Here is a 21928-nt window from a genome sequence, read left to right as displayed (position 1 = left end):
AACCACACAATACGTTACCATGGCACGCGTTGAATTTGACAACATTACGAAAGTATTCGAAGACACGTCCGGCCCAATCGTCGCCGTCGAGGAGCTGTCACTCGACATCCCCGACGGCGAGTTCGTCGTCTTCGTCGGCCCCTCGGGCTGCGGGAAGTCGACGACGTTGCGAATGCTCGCCGGGCTCGAAAACATCACGGACGGGGAGATTCGCCTCAACGGCGAACCGGTAAACGACGTCTCACCCCGCGACCGCGACATCGCGATGGTGTTCCAGTCGTACGCGCTGTACCCCCACAAGACCGTTCGCGGTAACATGGGGTACGGCCTCAGCCTGAGTACCGACCTCAACAAAGAGGAGGTCGACCGGCGGGTCGTCGAGGCCGCGGAGATGATGGGTATCGAGGACCTGCTGGACAAAAAGCCCGGTAGCCTCTCGGGCGGGCAGCAACAGCGCGTCGCGACTGGCCGCGCAATCGTCCGCGAACCGGCGGTGTTCCTGTTCGACGAACCCCTCTCCAACCTCGACGCCCAACTCCGCAAACACATGCGGACGGAGCTCTCGCGCATCCACTCCGAACTCGGCATCACGACGATATACGTCACCCACGACCAAGAAGAGGCGATGACGATGGCCGACCGAATCGTCATCCTCAACGACGGACAGCTTCAGCAGGTCGGCTCGCCGAAGGAGGTGTACTACCGCCCGGCGAACACGTTCGTCGCCGACTTCATCGGGAGTCCGAGCATGAACTTCTTCGACGTCGACCTCGAAGTCGCAAGCGACGGGACCGGAACGCTCGTCGGGAACGGCTTCAGGTACAGCGTCTCCGATTCGCTCGTCGACCTCGTCGGCGGCGAGGGAGAATACGTCCTCAGTGTCCGTCCGGAGAACCTCAACGTCGACCCGTCGGCCTCCGGCGAGAAGTCCTTCGAGGCGACCGTCGACGTCGTCGAGGTCATCGGCTCCGACAACTTCATCTACCTCGACGTCGCGGGCAAGGAGTGCCGCCTCCGCGCCCCGTCCGAAACCGAACCCGAAGAAGGGGACGTCATCACCGTGACCTTCGAGGAAGACGACCTCCACCTGTTCGACCGCAACACCGAGGAAGCGCTGATTCACGGACACGAACGCGCTGAATCGTCGCCGAAGATAATCGAATCGGAAGCCTAACGAACCGCACCCCCCGTCCCCCGCCTCCCGCCGCAACGGCGCCGTCGGCATTTCCGCCCCCGCGGGGGAACGCTTTTGCTCTCACTCGGCGACGTTCGTGTGTGACATACTCTATCTCGATTCTCCCGGGGGACGGTATCGGCGTCGAGGTCATCGATGCGACGCGGCCGCTCCTCGACGACGCCGCTAACGCGGGCGGATTCGACGTCGAGACGACGCGGTACGACTGGGGGAGCGAACGCTACCTCGAAGCGGGGTCGATGATGCCGGACGATGCCATCGAGACGCTCGAACCGTGCGATGCGATTCTCCTCGGTGCCGTCGGACACCCGGAGATTCCGGACCACGTGACGCTCCGCGGGATGATGCTCCCGATTCGAAAGGCGTTCGACCAGCAGGTCTGTAAGCGCCCCTCGGTGCTCTTCGACGGCGTCGAGAGCCCGCTCCGCGGATACGACGGGGGCGATATCGACTTCGTCGTCTACCGGGAGAACACCGAAGGCGAGTACGCCGACGCGGGGGGCCACGAGCATCGGGGCTATCCGCACGAAGTCGCGGTTCAGACGGCCGTCTACACCCGAAAAGGGACCGAAACGGTCGTCCGTGCGGCGTTCGAGGAGGCCCGGTCGCGCGAGGGCCGGCTGACGAACGTGACGAAGTCGAACGCACAGGCACACGGGATGGTGTTCTGGGACCGAATCGTCGAGGAGGTCTCGTCCGAGTATCCCGACGTGACCGTCGAACGCCTGCTCGTCGACGCGGCGTCGATGGACCTCGTCCGACGGCCGGAGGAGTTCGACGTCCTCGTGGCGTCTAACCTCTTCGGCGACATTCTCACGGACATCGGAGCCATCGTCAGCGGGAGCATGGGGATGGCCCCCTCGGCGAACATCAACGTCGAGGGGCACTCCCCGTCGATGTTCGAACCGGTCCACGGGAGCGCCCCGGACATCGCGGGACGGGGAATCGCCAATCCCCTCGCGACGGTCCTCTCGGTTTCGATGCTCTTCGACCACCTCGGCGAGAGCGAGGTCGCCCGTGACATCCGGCGCGCGGTCGAGTCACAACTCGCCGACGAAACGGCACCGAGAACCCCCGACCTCGGCGGGTCTTCCACCACCGAGACGGTCGTCGAAGACATCAGGACGCGCCTCTAATCGACCGATGCACCGCCTTCGCGGGAACCGAGGTGACGACGCGAGCCAGTTCGCGGCGCGGCTGCGCCGCCTCGACGTGGAGACGTTCGCCCGACTGGTGTCCGACCTCTGGGTCGAACGCGGCCGGTCTGTCGCGCGGGATGGGGCCACCATCACTGTCGGCGACGGGAGCACCCCGCGTTCCCTCGTCGTGACTCACCGGCCCCCGTCGGCGGTCGCCGGCGATGTCGTAGTCACGTCCCGGCTCTCCGACGACCCGAGCGTCGTCGACGCGGCCGAGTTACTCGACGTCGTTCGGTACGCGGTCGACAGAGACCGGTCGGCCGAGATACTCGCGGGCTATCTCGGCCCCTCGGCGGACCGCTTTTGCTCGCCCCGATTCGATTCCGCCGACGAGTCACGGGGCGTCGACCGGCTGACGACCCTCACGAGCGGTGCAGTCGTCGCAGTCGTGGCGGTGTTCCTCTTCGCGGGCGTCGGTGTGGTCTTCACTCACGCCGGTCTGACACCGGTTGTGGATTCACCCGCCACCGCGACTGCCGACCAGCGCGAGGGGGAACTAACGACGGCGACGGCGCGACCGAAGTCCGAAACCGACGCTCAAGGCGGTGAAAACGGAAGCGAGAACGCGCCTGCCGACGTCGAAACAGTCTCGTACTCGGCCATCGGCTGTCCCGCTCCACCGAGAAACGTTCGCCCAGCGGAACTCGCCCCGGCCGTCGTGCCGGGGGCGAGCGCCGGTGGACTCGACGGGTGGCGGCAGAGCCCGGCGACGTCCGACCCGCCGGACGAACCGGACCGACTTCGCGACCCGACTGCGCGGCACGCGGTGACGTACGTGCCACCGTCCGGTCACAGGCTGACGCTCGAAATCAGTCTGTGGCCGTCGCTGCGAGCCGCGCAGTCGGATGTATCGGCGTTTGCACCGCGCAACGAGACGGTCGTACGGTGGGGTCAGTACACGCTCGTCGTCAGTGGGACCACGCCGGACGGCGACCCCCTCGCGAGGGACCGGACGACCGTCTGGTCCCGGCCGCTCCTCTCGGAGGTGCGGTCCCCGTCGGGGAGTCGGCTGGGGTACCGGTGTCTCGATTCGTTGCTCGACGAATCCGCGCCGTCGACGGCCGCGCCTCCGACCGCCCCGTGAAAGGTTTATGGTCGATGAAACCAGACGAACGAACATGACACACGGACCGGACGCGGTTCACGCTCTCGTCGAGGAGTCGGGCTGGGAGTACCCCGTCTCAGTTCGCCGAGTGGAGCGCGAGCACGCGTTGGCGAACGTGCAGGTGGACGCGGACGGGAACTCCATCATGGTCGCGGAGTTACTCGGGAAGGCCGAGGCGGACCGATTCGAGAGTTACGATGACCTCGTCACCAAACTCGGACCGGTGTTCGAAGCCGAGAGTAAGCGGCGGAAGGTCGGGCTCTTCGGCCGCATCAAACAGACGTTCCTCGGGGGGTGACGGCATGAACAAACTCCGCGCGTTCGTCGTCGTCGGCTGTTTGACGCTCGCTGTCGCCCTCGCCTTCGTCGAACTCCGATACGGCTACGGCCCCGCTTCGAGAGGCGGGTACGTCACGGCGCTCGTCGCCGTCGTCCTCCTCCCGGCGGTTCCGGTGGTCGCCGCACACGCGAAGTTCGCGCTTCGACGGCTCGCCGAGTACCGACGAAACGGCTCCGGACTCAGTTTCGAGCGCGACTCCATCTTCGTCTCGGCGGACACCGTGAGCGACGCCGAGCAGGCGCTCACCGACATCGAAGCGGCCGTCGAAGCGGCGGACGAGTACGACGAGTGCCGCCGCGACAGATTCGGAGAGGGGCGCGGCCTCAACGTTCGCCACACCGGATTTCACAACTCGTTCGTTCGCGTCGCCGGCGACGGCCGCCTCGTCGTGACGGGGGCGTCGCAGAACACGCACTCGCTGGCGGCGCTCGTCGAACGCGTCGCGTCGCTGACGATGGAACGGACGCGCGCACACCCCTTCTTCGCCCGCAAGCCGGTTCGAGGGGCCCCCAGAGCGTTCCTCGGGCTCTTCCTCGTCGTGGTGTTCGTCTTCGGTGCCGGCGGCGTCGTGGGTGCGGCCTACCCGGCGGACGCCTACAGCGCACCCGAGCGGGCCGTGCTCGTCGGTTACGACGCGCGCGCGGCGGCGACGCCCGGATACGACGCGACGGACGCCACGCTCGACAAGGCCGCGTTCCTCGTCGACTCGCTCGGCGAGGAGGCGGTCGAAATCGGGTGGGACCGCGACGACGCGGACAAACTCACCACCCACGGGCGACAGGCGGTCTTCCTCTCCGAGACGGTGTCGGCACAGCTCAGCGCGGCCCGCGAAGACGCGTCGGCGACGAGCGAGCGCGAACGCGTCGCCACGCTCGAAGCCGACCTGCACGCCGCGGAGTGTCGGGTCGCCGCGCAGATAACCGACCGCGTCGAGTCGGGGAACGTCGAGGGAGACGCGAGCGCGCTCGTCGGTGCGGGCGAGTCGCTCCGCGCGAGCGCGGCGGATGCGGGGTACGCGTGTTCGACCGAGGCGTGAACCGACCGCTGGAACCCCCCGAGCATTGCGAAGCTATACCTGCGCTACCCCCGAGTGTGGTCACATGGTCGAACACGATGGGTTGAAACGCGCCGGACGGTCGCCGGACCAACTGATTGGCACGTGGGCCGTGATTCCCCACCCGAGCACCGCGGAGCTGCTCGCCGGCGTCGGATACGACTTCGTCGTCTTGGACGCGGAGCACACGCCGATGTCGTACGAGACGATAGCGGACATGATTCGCGCCGTCGACGCGGCACCGGGTGAGACGGAAACCCTCGTCCGGGTGCCGGACGACGCCCCCGCGACGCTGAAACGGACGCTCGACCTCGACCCGACCGGCGTCCTCGTTCCGATGGTCGAGACGCCGGAACAGGCCGCGGCGGTCGTCGACGCCAGTCGCTACCCTCCGGCGGGAACGCGGGGACTCGGTCTCGGCCGCGCGACGGGGTACGGGCGCACGCTCGGCGAGCACGTGGAGGCCGCCGAAGAGACGGTCGTGAGGTACGTTCAACTGGAGTCCGAGCGCGCGGTCGGGAACGCCGACGCCATCGCGGCGGTCGACGGAATCGACGGCGTGTTCATCGGACCGGTCGACCTCTCGATGTCGATGGGCTGTTTCGGTGAGTGGGACGACGACGACTTCCTCGAAGCGGTCGACCGCACCGTCGCGGCCGCGGCCGACGCCGGAGTGGCGGTCGGAACCCTCGCGACCGACGCCGCCCAGCGGGCGACCCGCATCGACTGGGGTGTCGACTATCTGGTCGCCGGCGTCGACGCGCTCCACCTCTCCGACGGGGCCGTCGACGCCCTGGACCACAGCACCACGCTCGGCGACTGACGCTGCGACGGCGCGCCTGTCGTTCGGTCGCCCCGCACCATCTTTCCGTCCGCCTGCGACGCCGTCGGGTGGCATCCCCGTCGGATTTCGCATCGCCTACGATTCGGGTCCGAGCCCGCGGCAACCGAAGGCGGCGAGTGCGCTCCGTCAGCGATACGCGGCGACGGTCGGCTCGACGAGCGACGAAATCTCGTCGCGGGCAGCCTCGTCGACCCCGACGAGCGGGGGTCTGACCTCGTCCGTTTCGAGGACGCCGCGGGCGCGGAGGGCCGCTTTCGTCGCCGGCGCGAACCCGTGTTCGACGCACTGTTGGAACAGCGGCGCGATGTGTCGCTCGTGGATTCGGCGCGCCTCGGCGACGTCGCCGCGGTCGGCCGCGGTCGCGGCGGCGACGAACGCTTCGGGGACCACGTTCGAGAGCGCGTTGACGCCCCCGGTCGCGCCCAACACGAGTCCCGGGACGAGGTGGCTGTCGAACCCTTCGAACAGTTGGAACCCCTCGGGAGTCCGTCGGAGTAGCTCCGAGAAGTAGTTCAAATCGCCGCTCGAATCTTTCAGACCGAGGACCGCGTCGCGCCCGGAGAGTTCGACGACGGCGTCCGCGTCGAGCGACCGGCCGACACAGGCGGGGATGTTGTAGAGGTACAGCGGGAGCGCCGCATCGTCGGCGACCGCCTCGACGAACGCGACGTCGCCGGCCGGGTCGTTCGCTCCGTGGAAATACGGAAGCGTGATGAGCGCGGCGTCTGCACCGGCCTCGGCCGCGGCGTCGATTCGGTCGACAGTCGCTTTGACGCTCGTCGCGGCGGTGCCCGCCATCACCGGCGTGCCGTCGGCCCGCTCGACCGTCGTCGAGAGAACCGCGCGGAACTCGGCGTCGTCGAGACTCGCGAACTCACCCGTCGTTCCACAGGGGACGAGTCCATCGACGCCGCCGTCGACGACGTGGTCGACGAGTGTTTCGAGCGCCTCGTGGTCGACCGCGCCACCGTCGAACGGCGTGACGAGCGGGCAGTGTACACCAGCGAACCGTCGTGCTACGTCTGTCATCGTCTCGTACTCCCGCCGATGCCAGTTATATGTTCTCACGGCTCGGCGCGAGGCGTCAAGATTTATGTACATATGTGAAAACATGGCACACGATGACGATACTGGCAGCAGTCGATGGAGAGCAGAAACCGGACCGCGTCGTGACGATCGGCGAAGACCTCGCGGACGCGTTCGACGACCAACTCGTCGTCGTCAACGTTCTCAACCAGAGAGAGTTCGAGGAGAGAGACGACGTCCACCAGACGGGGTACACGGTCGAAGACGGTCAGAACGACGCCGAATCGGTGGCACGCTCCGTCGTCAAAGCGACCACTGACCGGCCGGGACAGGTCCAGACGCGCGGCCTCGTCGGCGAGGTTGTCGACGAACTGCTGGGCGAGACGGAGCGACTCGACGCGTCGTACCTCGTCATCGGCGGGCGAAAGCGTACGGCGGTCGGGAAGGCGCTGTTCGGAAGTACGACGCAGTCGGTCCTCCTGAGCGCGGACGTCCCCGTCGTCGCGGTCATGGACGAAAAGTGAACACGGGACTCAGACACAGATGGTTACACTCGACCTCCCCAGCCGAGAGCGACTCGAAGCGGTAAACGACGCCTCGGTAGACGACCTTCCGGCCTTCGCGACCGTCCGCTCGGTTTCGGACCCCCCGGAGGTAGACGACGTCCGAGCGAGCGCCGTCGAGGCGCTCGACGACATACCGGCGTTCGAGACGCTTCCGTCGGGGTCGTCGGTGGCGATTACGGCCGGAAGTCGCGGCATTCACGACATGCCGGCCGTCCTCGCGGCGGTGGTCGAGGAACTCCAAAACCGGAACCTCGACCCGTTTATCATGCCCGCGATGGGGAGCCACGGCGGCGCGACCGCGGACGGACAGGTCCAGACGTTGGCCTCGCTCGGCGTCACCGAGGCGTCGATGGGCTGTGAAATCCGCTCGTCGATGGCCGTCGAGCGAGTCGCCGAAGACCCGAACGGCGAGCCGATATACGCGGCGAGAGACGCGCTCGAAGCCGATGCAATCCTCCTCGCGAACCGCGTGAAACTCCACACCGACTACCGCGGTCCGATCGAATCCGGGCTCTGTAAGATGGCCGTCGTCGGCCTCGGGAAGCACCGCGGAGCCGAGAACATGCACAACGCCGCAATCGCTCGCGGGTTCGACGAGGTCATCCCCGAGCGCGCGGAGATACTGCTCGCCGAGACCGATATCGTCGGCGGTATCGCCGTCGTCGAGAACGACCACGAGCGCGCCGCCTTCATCGAGGGCGTCCCCGCCGAGGGGCTTCCCGAACGGGAGTCTGAACTGCTCGAACGGTCGAAAGAGCTGTTCCCGTCGCTCCCCGTCGACCAGTTGGACTTCCTGATGGTCGACGAACTGGGAAAGAACATCAGCGGGACGGGGATGGACACGAACGTCGTCGGCCGGGTCTGGTTCCACAACCAACCCGAAGTGAACTCGCCGGAGATAACGCGCATCTACGTCCGTTCGGTCACGGCGGAGTCGCACGGCAACGCAATCGGCATCGGCCTCGCCGACTACGTCAACCGAAGTCTCGTCGAAGCGGTCAATTTCGAAGATATGTACGTCAACATCACCACGAGCGGCGAACCCGAACGCTCGAAGATTCCGTTTGTCGTCCCCTGTGATGCGACGGCGTTCGTTCTCGCGGCTTCGATGACCGGTGTCCCCGACCTGAGTGAGATGCGCATCGGCCGCATCACCAACACGCTCGAACCGGGGACGATGCTGGCTTCCGAACCCGTGCTCGAAGACTTAGCGGGACGAGACGACGTCGAAATCGGCGAACGTCGACGCCTCGAATTCGATGCCGACGGCACGCTCGTCTCTGCTATCGAGGAGTAGTCACGGCGCGGACCGGACCGAGCGAATGGCGGTCGGACCGACTCGGTCGCACGCCGCTTCGAACTATCTCACGAATTGTCAGTTTTCACAAATACGTTATATTCTATCACGAGGCGGTTAGAATCTCCGTAATCGCGTTCGCCCGTCGAGCGTAGGTCCGGTTCGCTATTCGAATGAATTGTGCAGGTGATCTAAAATACTACTGCGTCCGCTTGTGTCCTTTTGCCCCGCGGCACTGGGAACGACCGACTGGAATCCACGGGTCTGAAACCGGGTGTCGACGAAGATTCGAACTGAACCGCCGGCTCCGCCGTTTATCAGACACGAGCTTGAATCCCGGACTGTGGCTAATTCGGAAGTCTACTCGTCTCTGGACAATGTCGTCTCTCACGTCTTTCGTACAGACGCGAGTCGTGGGGACCGGTCCAACCCTCCGAACAGCGCAACGTCGAGAGTCACGGTTCTCCCGCGCTATAGTGTATTGAAACCGCATTTCCAACAGACGTTGAATCTGACGGCAGATTCGTCGGCTACGAATCCCTCCGAGTCGAATACGGCGTCTGCGGTGCTTTTGACGTTCAAGACGAGGTGTGTGACTAAACTATCCGTAGTAACTGTGCGGAGTCGGTGGACACCCCCACGCCGGCCCGCTCGAACACATATGCGAACTAGTATTTTCTCGAATAGTTAATCTGACGTACTAGACGCGGTAATCCGGACCAGTCAGCATTCGCCTCGGTCCCCATAGAGCCACCCGCAGTTCTCGTCGCTGTGCCCCGACGCGTCGGGTCAGTTGCAACGCCCAGTTACAACCGCGCTGTCTGACTCGCGCAGAAGGCGGGGACGAACCGACCGTTCGCGGCACTCAGTCGTCGCCGCGTGCGGCGCTGCCAGCGCCCGCGTCCGGAGTCCGCAGCACGTCCGGGTCGGCGTCCGGTCCGAGCGGTTCGACGCGCACGCTCGACACCTTGTACTCCGGAATGCCGGCCTGCGGGTCGAACGTCTCCTGCGTGAGTTTGTTGACCGCGCCGGCCGCGAAATGCATCGGGATGAACAGCGTCCCGTCGCCGACGCGGTCGGTCACCGTCGCCTTGACGACGATGTCGCCGCGGCGGGACTCGACCTTGACGTACTCGCCGTCTGAAACGCCGAGTTCCGCGGCCGTCGTCGGGTTAATCTCGATGAAACTCTCGCCGACGTGGCTCATGAGACCCTCGACGCGCCGGGTTATCTGTCCGGTGTGCCAGTGGTAGAGGACCCGCCCGGACGTGAGCGTGAGGGGGTACTCCTCGTCGGGGAGTTCGCCGGGGTGGCCGCCGTCCGCCGGCACGAAGCGGGCGAGTCCGTCGTCGAAGTTGAAGTTCCCCTCCTCGTAGTCGTAGAGGTACGGCGTGCCGGGGTGGTCGTCGTCCCAGCACGGCCACTGGAGTCCGTGCTCGTCGCCCGATTCGAGACGCTCGTAACTGACGCCCCCATAGATGGGAACTAGGTCGCTGATCTCATCCATGACCTCTCGCGGGTGGTCGTAGCCCCACTCGTAGCCCAGTCTGGCCGCCAGTTCCTGCGTAATCTCCCAGTCCTGACGCGCCTTCCCGGGCGGTTCCGCGGACGCTCGAACCCGCTGGACACGACGCTCGGTGTTGGTGAAGGTGCCGTGTTTCTCCGGCGAAGTCGCCGCCGGCAGCACCACGTCGGCGTGCTCCGCGGTCTCCGTCATGAAGATGTCCTGTACGACGAGGAAGTCCAAGCTATCGAGCGCCTCGCCGGCGTGCTGGATGTCGGGTTCCGAGAGCGCGGGGTTCTCCCCGACGATGTACATCCCGCGGAGATTGCCCTCGTGGGCTTCGGCGAGCATCTCCGGCACTTTGAGACCGGGTTCCGCCGGTGGACGCTCGCCCCACACCTCGGCGAACTTCTCGCCGACCTCGTCGTCGGCCGGGTCCTGGTATCCGGGGAGACTGCCGGGCAGAGTCCCCATGTCGCCGCCGCCGCCCTGCACGTTGTTCTGGCCCCGGAAGGGCGACAGTCCGGCACCCGGTTTCCCGACCTGCCCGAGCGTGAGCGCGAGGTCGGCCATCGCGAGGAGGTTCTCCGTGCCGTGGCTGGATTGGGTCATGCCCATCGCCCAGCCGAAGACGACGTTCTCGGCGGCGGCGAGCGTCTCGGCGGCCGACTGCAGTTCGGCGGGAGAGACGCCGGCCAGTTCCTCGACTTTCTCGGGGGTGAACGCCTGGACCTTCTGCTTGACCGCTTCGAATCCGTTCGTATTCCGTTCGATGAACGCCTCGTCGTGCAGGTCGTGCTCGATGAGGTATCGGATGAGGCCGTTGAGCCACGCCACGTCGTAACCGGGCGTCGTTCTCGTGTACTGGTCTGCGTGTTCGGCGATGCCGATTTTCCGGGGGTCGAACACCACGAGGTCGGCCCCGTCGCGGACGTTCTGCTTGATGCGGGTCGCCAACACCGGATGCGACTCGGTCGTGTTCGACCCGCTTATGAGGTAGGCGTCGGCCTCGCCGATGTCCTCGTTGATGCGGTTCGTCATCGCGCCGTAGCCGAGCGTCTGTTGGAGCGCCGCCACCGTCGACGAGTGGCAGAGCCGGGCGCAGTTGTCGATGTTCTTCGTGCCCAGCACCTGCCGCGCGAACTTCTGGACGAGGTACGCCTCCTCGTTGCTCCCTTTCGACGATGCGAGGCAACTGACCGCGTCGACGCCGTGTTCGTCCTGAATCTCGCGGAGTTCGCCGGCGACGTAGTCGAGCGCCTCGTCCCACGACGCCGCCTCGAACTCGCCGTCGTCGTTTCGAATCAGTGGTCTCGTGAGCCGGTTTTCGCTGTTGGCGAACTCGTGTCCGAACTTCCCTTTCACGCACGTCGAGAAGTTGTTGGCCGGTGCGTTGTCCGGGTCGTCGACGGGCTGGACGCCGAGGGCGTTCCCGTCTTTGCCCCACATCTCGAACCGACAGCCGACCGCGCAGAACCCGCAGGTCGTCTCCGCTTTGTCGACCTTGCCCAGTCGGTAGTCGCTGACGAGCGACGCGACGTCGAACAGCCGGCCCTCGGAGAGGGTCCGCGCCGCAAGGTTCTCGGCGGTGTGTTCGCCCGCGAGCATGGCCTTCCGACCGTACTCCCCGAGGAAGTCGGACGCTCGGCGTTTGCTCTGGGCCATGTATCGGGCGACGCCGCTCCGTCCATCCTGTCCCGCCTCGGCTTCGCCACCGGCGCTCCCCGCGCTACCGGGGGCGGGCGAGCGGTTCGGTGCCGTCGTGTCGTCGATGGTCTCCGCCTCCTCGTGTTCGATGACGTTCCCGACGGAGTTCCGCTGCGTGAACCCCGGGAGCGGGAGCGTCCCCGCGCCACCGATGTCCTTCTCGGTCAGGGCTCCGGTCGGACAGACCGTGGCGCAGTGACCGCAGGAGACGCAGTCTGAATCCCCCATCGTCTCGGCGTCGGACTGGAAACCGATGCGGGTGTCCGCACCGGACCCCTCGATACGGAGCACGCCTTCGACCTGAACGTCGTTACAGCCCTCGACGCACCGGTTACAGAGGATGCACTTGTTGCGGTCGATTTGGATGAACGAGGAGCTGTCGTCGAGCGGTTCGTACTCGCTTCGCTCGTCGAACACGCCGTAGCGCGGATGGTCGACCCCCTCGCTGATGGCCGTCTCCTGGAGCTCGCACCGGCCGTTCCCGTTACAGGTCGTACAGCGCAGATTGTGGTTGGAGAGGACGAGGTCGAGGTTGACGCTCCGGCACTCCTCGGCGGCCGACGTATCGGTCTCGACCGTCAGCCCGTCCGTCGCCGGGAACGAACAGGAGGGGACGACCCCGTGTTCGTCCGTCTCGACCATGCAGGTTCGACACTCGCTCCGAGGGCCGATTTCGTCGCTCGCGTCGCCGTCGCGGTCGTAATAACAGAGCGCCGGAACGTCGGCGTCTCCGTCGAGGCTGTCGGAGCCGGGGTCCACGCTCACGACCTCGTCGTCGACGGCCTGCATGGCGTCGATGACGGTCGACCCCGGCGGGACGGTGACCGGGGTCCCGTTGACGGTGACCGTCGTCGGGCTCTCTCCGCCGGTTCCGACGGGCGGGTCGTTCGCGGTCCCGGTCTCGAACTCAGCCGTGACCGACGTCTCGTGCTGTGGGTCGTCTATCTCCGGAACGCCCGGAAGTGGGTCGTCAGTACTCATAGTTTGTCAGTACAGGTTCCGCTGGGACAGCGGCCGTCGGCGTGTGCTTCGAAACTCGATTCGAACTCGTCCATCGCGGTCAGCACCGGTCGCGGCGCACGAGCCCCGATTCGGCAGTTGCTCGACCGGGCCATGACCCGCCCGAGTTCGCGTATCTTCTCCCGGTCGTACGAGCCCCGGTAGACCGCTCGCACCAGTTCGGTGAGTTGGACGGTTCCCTCCCGACCCGGCACGCACCGCCCGCTGTTGGCTTCCGAGGCGAAGTTCGCTCGTTGACCGGCGGTGGCGACCGGACACCGCTCGTCGTTCAACAGTTCGACGACGCCGTCCGTGCCGAGGCCGGCCGCGGTCAGTTCGTCCGCGGTCGGTGTGATATCCAACGTCCGAGTGACCCCGCCAAAGACACCGCCGACGCAGGCCATCTTGAACGAGCCCTCCAGTTCGACGGCGTTCCGAACCGCCGAGAGGCGGGCGTCCGACCCGACCTCTATCGTCGCGGGCGCGGCCACGTCCCCGGAGACAGTCAACAGTCGCGTCGCCGAGGCGGACCCGTCCTCATCGGTACTCTCGGGACCCGAGAGTGCGTGGTGTACCTGTGCGAACGTCCGCGGCGAATGGATGACCGTGGGGCGACCGAAGAGTCCGTACTCGGCCGGCGATGGTGGCTGGAGACGGGGTTCGATTCGGTCCGCACCCTCAATCGCTTCCAGCGCCGCCGTCGGTGCGCCGGCGCGGTACTCGTCCGGCCCCGTGGCGACTCTCGGAACGACCGGTAGTTCGTCCGCGGCGGCGTCGACGGCCCGCCGGAGGTGTTCTCGGAGTTCGGTGTCGGTCTCCGCGAGATAGATGACCGCGTCGGTCGTCCCGAGGTACTCGGCGACGGCCGCCACGCCGTCGAGCACCGACATCGGCGACCCGGCGAGGAGCGTTTCGTCCGCCCACTGCCTGTCGTCCGCGTCGTTCGCGTTCACGACGACCACCGGGTCGCCGTCTGTCTCTCGCGCGCGCCGCCACGCGTCGGCGACCGGGTCGTCAGCGCTGGCGTCGCCCCTTCCTCGACCGACGAGGCCGGCGTCCGCGATAGCACCCGCGTCTTTGTCGAGCGACTGGAACTGACACCCCTCCGGGTCCAGCGGGTCGACCCACCCGCAGGGACCGAGGACGCGCCGCCGACCTACCGCGAGCGGCCCGTTCGTCGGCACCGGTAGCGTCGTCGTCTCGGCGTCGTGCTCGACGACCGCCGCGGCACCGTCCGTCGGTAACGCCCCGTCTTCCACGTCGGCGACGATTTCCCGGGCTCTCGGTGCGTCCGGAGCCGGGAAGAACGCGGTCCGCCCCGCTCTGGTCGCCAGAACCAGCGGGTCGTACTCGCTGATTCCGGTCGGTCCCGTTCGCAGGACCGGGACGGAGTCGGCGGCGGCGCGCGCGCTGCTCAAGACACGCTCCCCGCGCTCCGTTCGTCCGGCTCCCGAAACCCGGACGGTCGGCGACGGGGTCGCCTTGCCTGTGCGATTCATTCTCACGGTTAAAAAGACGCGGTGGGGTTAAAAAATCATCCCAATCCGGTCCCGGTGGCGCGCGGTTTCGGGGCGTTCAATCCCCCGGACTCGAAGCCGGTCCAACCGCGATTGGCACGAGATTGCCACGGCAGATGGCGCTCCCAGACGGCAGCGACCGGAGCAAAGAGCTAATGCGGCGACGCGTTGTTCCCCGAGGTGATGACGAACCCACGGTTCGACGACGTCCGAGAGACCGCGGCCGACGCGACCCGCGAAGACGACGTCCTGTCTGTGTACACCGGACTCGTCCACGACGACGGTCGACGCGAGTACTACTTCGCCAACGACACCGAAGACGCATCGGAGCTACGCGAGACGGCGGCCGTCCAACTCGGGATGATGGTTCGGGTCCTCGCGGACCGCTCCGAGAGCGACGTCGAGGAGATCACCGACCTCGCGGCCGAGCGGGCGGAGAACATGCGGTTGGAGTGACCGCGGTCTCCGACACCGGCCGCTCGAACGCGAGTTCTCGTCGGTGAGTGTCGTCTCAAAAATCCTCACGCGGGTCGGGGCCAGATGCGTCCGCTCGGGACCGCGACCCTATTCGGTCGCCGCTATCGCTTCGATTTCTATCGCCGCCCCTTTCGGCACGTTCCCGACCTCGACCGCGCTACGCGCCGGCGGTTCCTCGTCGAAGAACTCGCTGTACACCTCGTTGAACTCCTCGAAGTCGTCGATGTCGTCGAGGAAGACTGTCGTTTTGAGCACGTCGTCGAGGGAGCCGCCCTCCGAGACGAGAATCGCTTCCACGTTTTCGAGACACCGCTTCGTCTGGTCGCCGACAGAGGCGTCGTCGAGTAGCTCCCCGTCGGGCGTGAGCGGCAGTTGGCCCGCAGTGAGGACGAGGTCGCCGTTCGTCGTCGCCTGACTGTACGCGCCAACGGCCGCCGGTGCGTCCGAAGTGCTAATCGTGCGCTTCATAGCCGGCCGTTTCGAACGGGCCGTATTAAATCCACGTCCGGGACGAACCGGTCTCACGATATGTGTGCCATCTGCCATTCCGTGGCGTCACTCGGCTTGCACGTCGGCTACTCCTCGTCTCGAACTTCGGAGCCTCGCGGGTGTCTCGGCCCTGCCGACACCCACGCAGAAAACACGAATAGTAACGAACATGACACGATGAAACACCCACCAACGATATTTAAGCGTTGAAGTGCCGAGAACCGTGAAAGACATTCGCACCCGATCTATAAATGGCATCCGTCCGCAGAGACCGAGCGGAGCCCGAACAATGTCAATGGACGCAGTCGTCTACAAAGGCGAACGAGAGGTCGCAGTCGAAGCGGTCGAAGAGCCGCAGATTGAACATCCGAACGACGTCGTTATCGACATCACGACGACCTGCATCTGCGGGTCCGACCTGCACATGTACGAGGGTCGGACGGCGGCGGAACCGGGAATCGTGTTCGGCCACGAGAACATGGGTATCGTCGAGGAGGTCGGCGAGGCCGTCAGCGGCCTCGAAGTCGGCGACCGCGTCGTCGCGCCGTTCAACGTCGCCTGCGGCTTCTGCGAGAACTGTGAGAACGGCTACACCGGCTTCTGTACCAACGTCAATCCGGGATTCGCCGGGGGAGCGTACGGCTACGTCGCCATGGGGCCGTATCAGGGGGGTCAGGCCGAGAAGCTCCGCATTCCGTACGCCGATTTCAACGCGCTCAAACTGCCGGACGGACGGGAGCACGAGGACTCGTTCTCGCTCCTCGCGGACATCTTCCCGACGGGCTGGCACGGCACGGAACTCGCCAATCTCGAATCCGGTGACTCCGTCGCTATCTACGGGGCCGGTCCGGTCGGCCTGATGGCCGCCTACAGCGCCAAGCTCAAGGGCGCGGCCGAGATTTACGTCGTCGACCGCGTCCCCAGTCGCCTCGCGCTCGCCGAGGAACACTGCGACGCCACGCCCATCAACTTCGAGGAGGGCGACCCCGTCGAACAGATCAAAGAGATTCACGGCGGCGGCGTCGACAAGGGCGTCGACGCGGTGGGCTATCAGGCCATCGACCCCGACAAGGAAGCCGACAGCGCGTACGACCCCGCCCGGGAGAACCCGGCCGTCGTCATCAACAACCTCATTCGGACGGTCCGTCCGACCGGCGAACTCGGTATCCCGGGTCTCTACGTCCCCGACGACCCCGGCGCTCCCGACGAGATGGCTGCGCAGGGACGTCTCGGCATCGACTTCGGTCTCCTGTTCGAGAAAGGGCAGGCGCTCGGTACCGGCCAGTGTAACGTCAAGGAGTACAACCGAAAGCTCCGAGACATGATAATCGAGGGCCGAGCCGACCCGAGTTGGGTCGTTTCCCACCGCGTCGACCTCGAAGACGCGCCCGAGATGTACGAGAAGTTCGACAACCGCGAGGAGGGCGTCACGAAGGTCCTGCTGGAACCCTAACGGTAACCGTCGCTTCCCCCTCTGATTTTCACCGGTACTCCTTTGACGGTCACCCCGGTAGTTCGGTCTATGTGCCAGTACTGTAGCTACCGGTACCACGACGGCTGGACCCAGCTGTTGGAGTACGACGAGGTTTACCAGACGGCGGTCGGCGGTGAGTCGGAGTCGACCTACGGCTTCCACGAGTCGTGGGACGAACTCCGAGACGAGGTCGACCTCGGCGCGGCCTAATCAGGCGGACTCCCGGGGGAACGGGTCGTCGGGATACGACGCCGCCCGCTCGTCCGTCGTCGCCAGACACTCGTCGAGTTCTCCGCTCAGTGCCGCCTCGTCGAGGTCGCGGCCGATGAACACGAGTCGCGTTTCGGGGTCATCGTCTCCCCACTGACCGATGGGGCCGGCCTGTACCGACGGCCCCGCCTGACTCACGCCGAGCACCGTCTCGGGACGACTCGCGACCCACGCGAACCCCTTCGCGCGGACGACGTTCCCCCGCCAGTCGTCGAGCCAGTCATCGAGTCGGTGCGGATGGAACGGGCGGTCCCGCCGGTAGACGAAGGACTCGACGCCGTGGGCCGTCGCCGCCGAGACGTCCTCGTCGTGGGCGCGTCCGCTGTCGCGGCCGTGGTCGTGGTTGCCGTTCGCCTCGCCATCGTCGCCCGTGAGCGCGCGTTTCCAGCCTTGGTGGTGTTTCGCAGCGTCGAAATCGAACCGTCCCGTATCGAGAACTCGCCCCGACTCGACTCCGCTGTGTGTCGTCCGGTGGATGGTCGCACGGGGCTGGAGTTCTCGAATCTCGGCTTCGACGGCGTCCAGCGCGTCGTCGGGGACCATGTCGCACTTGTTCAGCAACAGCACGTCACAGAACTCGACCTGCTCGACGAGAACCTCCGTCAACGGACGCTCCGGGTCGGGGGCGGCGTCCGGGAGCGATTCCGCCGGGTCGAACGCCTTCCAAAACCCGTAGGCGTCGATGACCGAGACCGTGGTGTCCAACCGGAACTGCTCCGGCAGACCGCCCTCCTCCGACTCGCGCGTCAGCACCCGCGCAATCGGGAGCGGTTCGCTGATTCCGGAGGCCTCGATGAGAAGGTAGTCGAACGAACGCATTTCGGCCAACCGCGTCACTTCGGTCACGAGGTCGTCCTGCAATCGGCAGCAGATACAGCCGTTCGAGAGGTCGATTAGCCCGTCGTCCGCCTCGGAGGCGACTAACTCGGCGTCGACGTTCAGTTCGCCCATGTCGTTGACGACGACGGCTATCTCCCTCCCGCCGGGGTCGTTCAGGAGTCGATTGACCAACGTCGTTTTGCCCGCGCCGAGGGGCCCGCTGATGACCGTAATCGGAGTTTCAGCCGTGGACATGTCGATGCTGTGTGTCGACTCGCGGGTGGCTGTAATCAATGCTGGGTCGCCTCGCTCGACCCGAGTGTAGAACCCCTCACACCGGACCTCCGTTCGAAACTCGTCTTCTTCCATTACTGATAGGTCGGGTTTCGTGGCTGTTCGCGTCGGTCGACCCCCGCGAATCGAACTCTCGGCGTTGTTGGACACGTTCGCGCCACCGAACCCGCTCGCCCGCCGTGGCACACCGGCATCATCTTTTTTGCTCGCCGGTCCTGACGGATGATCTGATGGTCCCCCCCGTCCCCGACCGACTCCTCACGGTCGACCTGTCTTCCGGTTCGGTCGAGAGTACGCCGATTCCGGACGAGTGGCGACAGCGGTACCTTGGCGGAAAAGGGCTGGGCGCCCGCTATCTCTACGACGAACTCGACGCCGGCGTGGACCCGCTGGGTGACGAAAACGCGCTTCTATTTATGCTCGGCCCGCTGTCGGGGTATCTCCCGGGCGAGTCGAGATACGCCGCTATCACGAAATCCCCGCTCACGGGCTGTTTTCTCGATTCCTATGCGGGCGGCGAGTTCCCCGACTCGCTGGCCGGCGCGCTCGGGCCACATATGGGTCTGCTCGTGACGGGTGTCGCGTCCGACCCCGTCACCCTCGTCATCGAAGGCGGGGACGCCACGATTGCTCCTGCCGAGACGTGGGGGGCCGACACGGTCGAAACGGCGCGAGCGTTCCCCGACGCGTCGGTCGCGTGCATCGGCCCGGCGGGAGAACACCATATCGCCTACGCCACTATCGCCTCGGACGAAGGCGAGCACCACGCTGGTCGAGGGGGCGCGGGAGCGGTCATGGGTTCGAAGCGACTGAAGGCGGTCGTCGCGCGGGGAGAGCCACCCGAGGGGTTCGACGACCTTCGGGAGGCCTACGCCGCGAAGTACCGAGAGACCGCCACCGGACGCTGGCTCCGGGCCAGTGGAACCGTCGAGACCATCGATTTCGCGAACGAAATCGGCGCGCTCTCGACGCGAGGCTGGCGCGATGGACACCTCGAACAGACGGACGAACTGGGAATCACTGCGGTCGAAGACAGCGCCGTCGGTCGCGAGTACGCCGACACGGCGGCTCCGGGGGGATTTCGCGTACCGACGGACGAGGGCGACCACGTGCCGCGGGGCGCCACCGCGATGACGCTCGGGGCCGGACTCGACATCCACGACTTCGACGCCGTCGCCGAGTTGGGACAGACCTGTGACCGGCTCGGGATGGACCTCATCAGCGCCGGCAGCGCGGTCGCGTGGACCATCAACGCCGACGCCGCCGGCGTCCTCGACCGTCCACTGTCGTTCGGTGACGCCGACGGAGCGCGCGCCCTCTTACGGGAAATCGCCAACCGGACGACGGACCTCGGCGACGCGCTCGCGGACGGGGTCGATGCCGCGGCGTCGCGGTACGGCGGGAGAGAGCTCGTCCCCACGGTCAAGTCGATGGAGCTACCGGCCTACGACCCGCGCGGCGCGCAGAGCATGGCGCTGGCGTACGCGACCAGCGACCGCGGGGCCTGCCATCGACGGGCGCGACCCATCGAACGCGAGGCGTTCGACGGAGAGTGGGGAGCCGACCGGACCGCGGAGGCGGTCGTTCGCGAGCAGGACCGGCGGTCGGTACTCTGGAGTCTCATCGCCGACGACTTTTTCGGCGACGCGCTCGACGACCTCGGGCGAGCGTGGCTCGAATCGGTCGGTCTCGAACCCGCCGGGGAACTCGCCACGGTCGGTGAACGGATTTGGAACGTGACGCGCCTGTTCAACGTCCGTGAGGGAATCTCGCGCGCTGACGACGCATTGCCGGCCACGCTCCAAGAGCCGCTTGAGAGGGGCCCGCGCGCCGGTGCAGTCGTCGACCGCGACGACTTCGACTCGATGCTCGACGCGTACTACAGCCGCCGCGGCTGGGCCACCGATGGCGTGCCGACGGCGCAGACCATCGACCGCCTCGACCTCACCGAACTCGCCGCCGACCTGCACGCGCTCCGCGATTGAACACCGCCCGAACGCCCGGTCGGCGACCGATACGGGCGAACCAGCTGTCCGCGGGTCCTCGACCGCCCACTCGCGGCTGACGAACCCCACCCCGTGTCACTTTAATCGCGTCCCCTCGTGGAACGAATATGAAGCTTCGTGATGCGCTCTGCGCTCGAAGCGGCGTGATCTGCGTCGTCGGCGCGGGCGGGAAGAAATCCACGCTGTACGCGTTGGCGCGTCAACTCGACCGCGCCGTCGTGACGGCGACGGTTCGCATCCCAATCTTCGACCAGCACGTCGACGACGTGCTCGTGACCGACGCTCCGGTCGCCGCGCTCCAGCGCGTGACGGACTGGCCGGTGGGCGTCGTCCCCGACCGCGACCGCGACGACCGCTACCGGGGGTACGACCCCGACGTGGTCGACGACATCGGGGCATCCGACGCCGCCGACGCCGTGCTCGTGAAGGCCGACGGCGCTCGGATGCGCGAATTCAAAGCACCGGGCGACCGCGAACCTCAGCTCCCGGCGACTGCCGACACCGTCCTCCCAATCGCCAGCGTCCACGCGGTCGGTGAACCGCTCGCTGACGATACCGTTCACCGCCCCGAACGGGTCGCCGCCCTCACCGGTCTCGACCCCGGCGACACGATTCGCCCGTCTGACGTCGCAACGGTCCTCACGAGCGAGCGCGGCGGCCTCGCGGACGTCCCCGACGGCGCGACGGTGATTCCCGTGCTGAACAAAGTCGACGATTCGGCGCTCGAAGCGGTCGCGCGAGAGGTTGCTTCGGACATCCTCGCTCGGTCCGACGTTCCGCGCGTCGCTCTGACGCGGTTGACGGCGTCCGATCCCGTCGTGGCCACCGTGGAGCGCTAGCCCAACCGTTCCGCCGCGTGGGCGAACTCTTCGGGGGTGTTGATGTTCTCGAAGGTGTCGAGGCTCGCGTGCTCGCACACCTCGTCCTCCCCGAGGACGACGTAGTCAAGCGCGAACAGCGGCTCGATGATTTTGTGGTTCCCCTCGGCCAGCGCGAGTTCGCACGCGTCGGCCATCGCCGAGGCTCGGTACACCGCGTGAGTCGGTTGGAACCAGCCGTCACCGACCCGCGGCACGGCGGCGTCGCGGCCGGCCGCCCGGTCGAACAGCCGGTCGATGAGCACGGGTTCGAGAAAGGGCATGTCGCAGGCGGCGACGAACGCGTACTCCGTCTCCACGGCCCGCAGGCCCGTCATGATTCCCGCCATCGGTCCCTCGTCACACTCCGCGTCTTCCGCAACCGTCACCGGGTGGTCGTAGCCGTCGAGCGCGGTTCGGAGTGCAGCGGTCTGTTCCGGTCGGCAGTTGACGACGAGGGTGTCGATTACGCCGGCCATCCGGTCGGCGACGCGGCGGATGAGGGGAGTCCCCGCGAGCGATGCGACCGCCTTGTCCCCCTCGCCGAACCGCGTCGAGTATCCCCCGGCGATGATGACTCCAGTTCGCATACCGGGGTCCACTCTCTCGCTCTCCAAAGCAGTTGTGCTCCGAGCAGTTGTGCTCCGACCCGTGTCGCCCGGCGGTCGACGACGCCGCCGGACTTCGCGCGTTTCCCGTTTTTCCGAGGCATCCCATCCCCCGAGTTCGGGCCGTGAAAGCGGTCGAGAACGCATCACAGTCATGACACGGCTAGCCCTGTTATCCAATTTTCAATCCGATTAAAACTAACGCGGCACCCTGAGACGAAGAAACGTCGCGTGGACCGGCGTAACGCGTGGTGTGCCGAGCCGCGTCTCTGGATACGTCT

The 21928-nt window shown here is 66.4% G+C and carries 19 protein-coding genes; 13 read left to right on the top strand and 6 right to left on the bottom strand.

Going from position 1 to position 21928, the window contains the following annotated elements; translation table 11 throughout:
* The first annotated feature begins 19 nt into the window (after positions 1-19).
* The 6 genes from ugpC to NDI65_RS09125 all read left to right on the top strand — a co-directional run bounded on the left by ugpC (position 20) and on the right by NDI65_RS09125 (position 5716).
* Entirely contained in the window at positions 20-1174 is a 1155-nt protein-coding gene (gene ugpC, locus NDI65_RS09150; protein ID WP_042662164.1) for a sn-glycerol-3-phosphate ABC transporter ATP-binding protein UgpC, read from the top strand.
* Positions 1175-1275: 101 nt separating this feature from the next.
* Positions 1276-2331: a 3-isopropylmalate dehydrogenase gene (locus NDI65_RS09145; protein WP_089780275.1), complete on the top strand. Its 1056-nt coding sequence runs from the start codon at positions 1276-1278 to the stop codon at positions 2329-2331.
* Between the two features lie 7 nt (positions 2332-2338).
* A complete protein-coding gene (locus NDI65_RS09140; protein ID WP_089780276.1) occupies positions 2339-3478 on the top strand; it encodes a hypothetical protein in 1140 nt (379 codons plus the stop codon).
* Between the two features lie 34 nt (positions 3479-3512).
* Positions 3513-3797 carry a hypothetical protein gene (locus tag NDI65_RS09135; protein ID WP_042662186.1) on the top strand — a complete coding sequence of 95 codons (285 nt, stop codon included), beginning with the start codon at positions 3513-3515 and terminating at the stop codon, positions 3795-3797.
* Between the two features lie 4 nt (positions 3798-3801).
* On the top strand, positions 3802-4875 hold the full coding sequence (locus NDI65_RS09130; RefSeq protein ID WP_089780278.1) for a hypothetical protein: 1074 nt from the start codon (positions 3802-3804) through the stop codon (positions 4873-4875).
* 64 nt (positions 4876-4939) lie between these two features.
* On the top strand, positions 4940-5716 hold the full coding sequence (locus NDI65_RS09125) for an aldolase/citrate lyase family protein (RefSeq protein ID WP_089780281.1): 777 nt from the start codon (positions 4940-4942) through the stop codon (positions 5714-5716).
* A gap of 147 nt (positions 5717-5863) precedes the next feature.
* On the opposite strand, the gene NDI65_RS09120 is transcribed toward NDI65_RS09125, so the two are convergent.
* On the bottom strand, positions 5864-6766 hold the full coding sequence (locus NDI65_RS09120) for a dihydrodipicolinate synthase family protein (RefSeq protein WP_089780283.1): 903 nt from the start codon (positions 6764-6766) through the stop codon (positions 5864-5866).
* A gap of 92 nt (positions 6767-6858) precedes the next feature.
* On the opposite strand from NDI65_RS09120, the gene NDI65_RS09115 reads away from it, so the two are divergent.
* Together NDI65_RS09115 and NDI65_RS09110 are read left to right on the top strand one after the other, a co-directional pair.
* Positions 6859-7287 carry a universal stress protein gene (locus NDI65_RS09115; protein ID WP_042662159.1) on the top strand — a complete coding sequence of 143 codons (429 nt, stop codon included), beginning with the start codon at positions 6859-6861 and terminating at the stop codon, positions 7285-7287.
* A gap of 19 nt (positions 7288-7306) precedes the next feature.
* Positions 7307-8626, top strand: coding sequence for a DUF362 domain-containing protein (locus tag NDI65_RS09110; protein ID WP_089780285.1), 1320 nt, complete (start codon positions 7307-7309; stop codon positions 8624-8626).
* Between the two features lie 865 nt (positions 8627-9491).
* Here NDI65_RS09110 and fdhF read toward each other — a convergent pair.
* Complete coding sequence (gene fdhF, locus NDI65_RS09105) at positions 9492-12818, bottom strand: formate dehydrogenase subunit alpha (protein ID WP_310893604.1); 3327 nt, start codon at positions 12816-12818, stop codon at positions 9492-9494.
* Positions 12815-14335, bottom strand: coding sequence for an NADH-ubiquinone oxidoreductase-F iron-sulfur binding region domain-containing protein (locus NDI65_RS09100; RefSeq protein ID WP_310893603.1), 1521 nt, complete (start codon positions 14333-14335; stop codon positions 12815-12817). Before NDI65_RS09100 ends, fdhF begins: the two co-directional genes overlap by 4 nt.
* A 198-nt stretch (positions 14336-14533) precedes the next feature.
* Here NDI65_RS09100 and NDI65_RS09095 point away from each other — a divergent pair, with 198 nt between their 5' ends.
* The gene (locus NDI65_RS09095) at positions 14534-14809 is read left to right on the top strand and encodes a hypothetical protein (RefSeq protein WP_089780291.1); all 276 of its coding nucleotides are present in this window, start codon (positions 14534-14536) and stop codon (positions 14807-14809) included.
* A 108-nt stretch (positions 14810-14917) separates the two neighbouring features.
* On the opposite strand, the gene NDI65_RS09090 is transcribed toward NDI65_RS09095, so the two are convergent.
* A complete protein-coding gene (locus tag NDI65_RS09090; protein ID WP_042662156.1) occupies positions 14918-15298 on the bottom strand; it encodes a Rid family detoxifying hydrolase in 381 nt (126 codons plus the stop codon).
* Between the two features lie 316 nt (positions 15299-15614).
* Between NDI65_RS09090 and NDI65_RS09085 the strand changes: the two genes are divergently transcribed.
* Positions 15615-16772 (top strand): glutathione-independent formaldehyde dehydrogenase, encoded by a 1158-nt coding sequence (locus tag NDI65_RS09085; protein ID WP_089780295.1) that lies wholly within the window; start codon positions 15615-15617, stop codon positions 16770-16772.
* A gap of 69 nt (positions 16773-16841) precedes the next feature.
* On the top strand, positions 16842-17003 hold the full coding sequence (locus tag NDI65_RS09080; RefSeq protein ID WP_167344148.1) for a hypothetical protein: 162 nt from the start codon (positions 16842-16844) through the stop codon (positions 17001-17003).
* Here NDI65_RS09080 and NDI65_RS09075 read toward each other — a convergent pair whose 3' ends face one another.
* Positions 17004-18137, bottom strand: coding sequence for a GTP-binding protein (locus NDI65_RS09075; protein WP_089780532.1), 1134 nt, complete (start codon positions 18135-18137; stop codon positions 17004-17006). It lies immediately after the preceding gene.
* Positions 18138-18406: 269 nt separating this feature from the next.
* On the opposite strand from NDI65_RS09075, the gene NDI65_RS09070 reads away from it, so the two are divergent.
* Complete coding sequence (locus tag NDI65_RS09070) at positions 18407-20161, top strand: aldehyde ferredoxin oxidoreductase C-terminal domain-containing protein (protein ID WP_089780297.1); 1755 nt, start codon at positions 18407-18409, stop codon at positions 20159-20161.
* A 128-nt stretch (positions 20162-20289) separates the two neighbouring features.
* The gene (gene yqeC / locus NDI65_RS09065) at positions 20290-21021 is read left to right on the top strand and encodes a selenium cofactor biosynthesis protein YqeC (RefSeq protein ID WP_089780299.1); all 732 of its coding nucleotides are present in this window, start codon (positions 20290-20292) and stop codon (positions 21019-21021) included.
* Here the strand turns inward: yqeC and NDI65_RS09060 are convergent.
* Complete coding sequence (locus NDI65_RS09060) at positions 21018-21629, bottom strand: molybdenum cofactor guanylyltransferase (protein WP_089780301.1); 612 nt, start codon at positions 21627-21629, stop codon at positions 21018-21020. The two genes, yqeC and NDI65_RS09060, sit on opposite strands and share 4 nt — an antisense overlap.
* Between the last annotated feature and the right edge of the window lie 299 nt (positions 21630-21928).

This window comes from Haloferax sp. S2CR25, assembly GCF_031624535.1.
Lineage (GTDB): Archaea > Halobacteriota > Halobacteria > Halobacteriales > Haloferacaceae > Haloferax > Haloferax massiliensis.
This window is presented reverse-complemented; position numbering and strand designations above follow the sequence as displayed.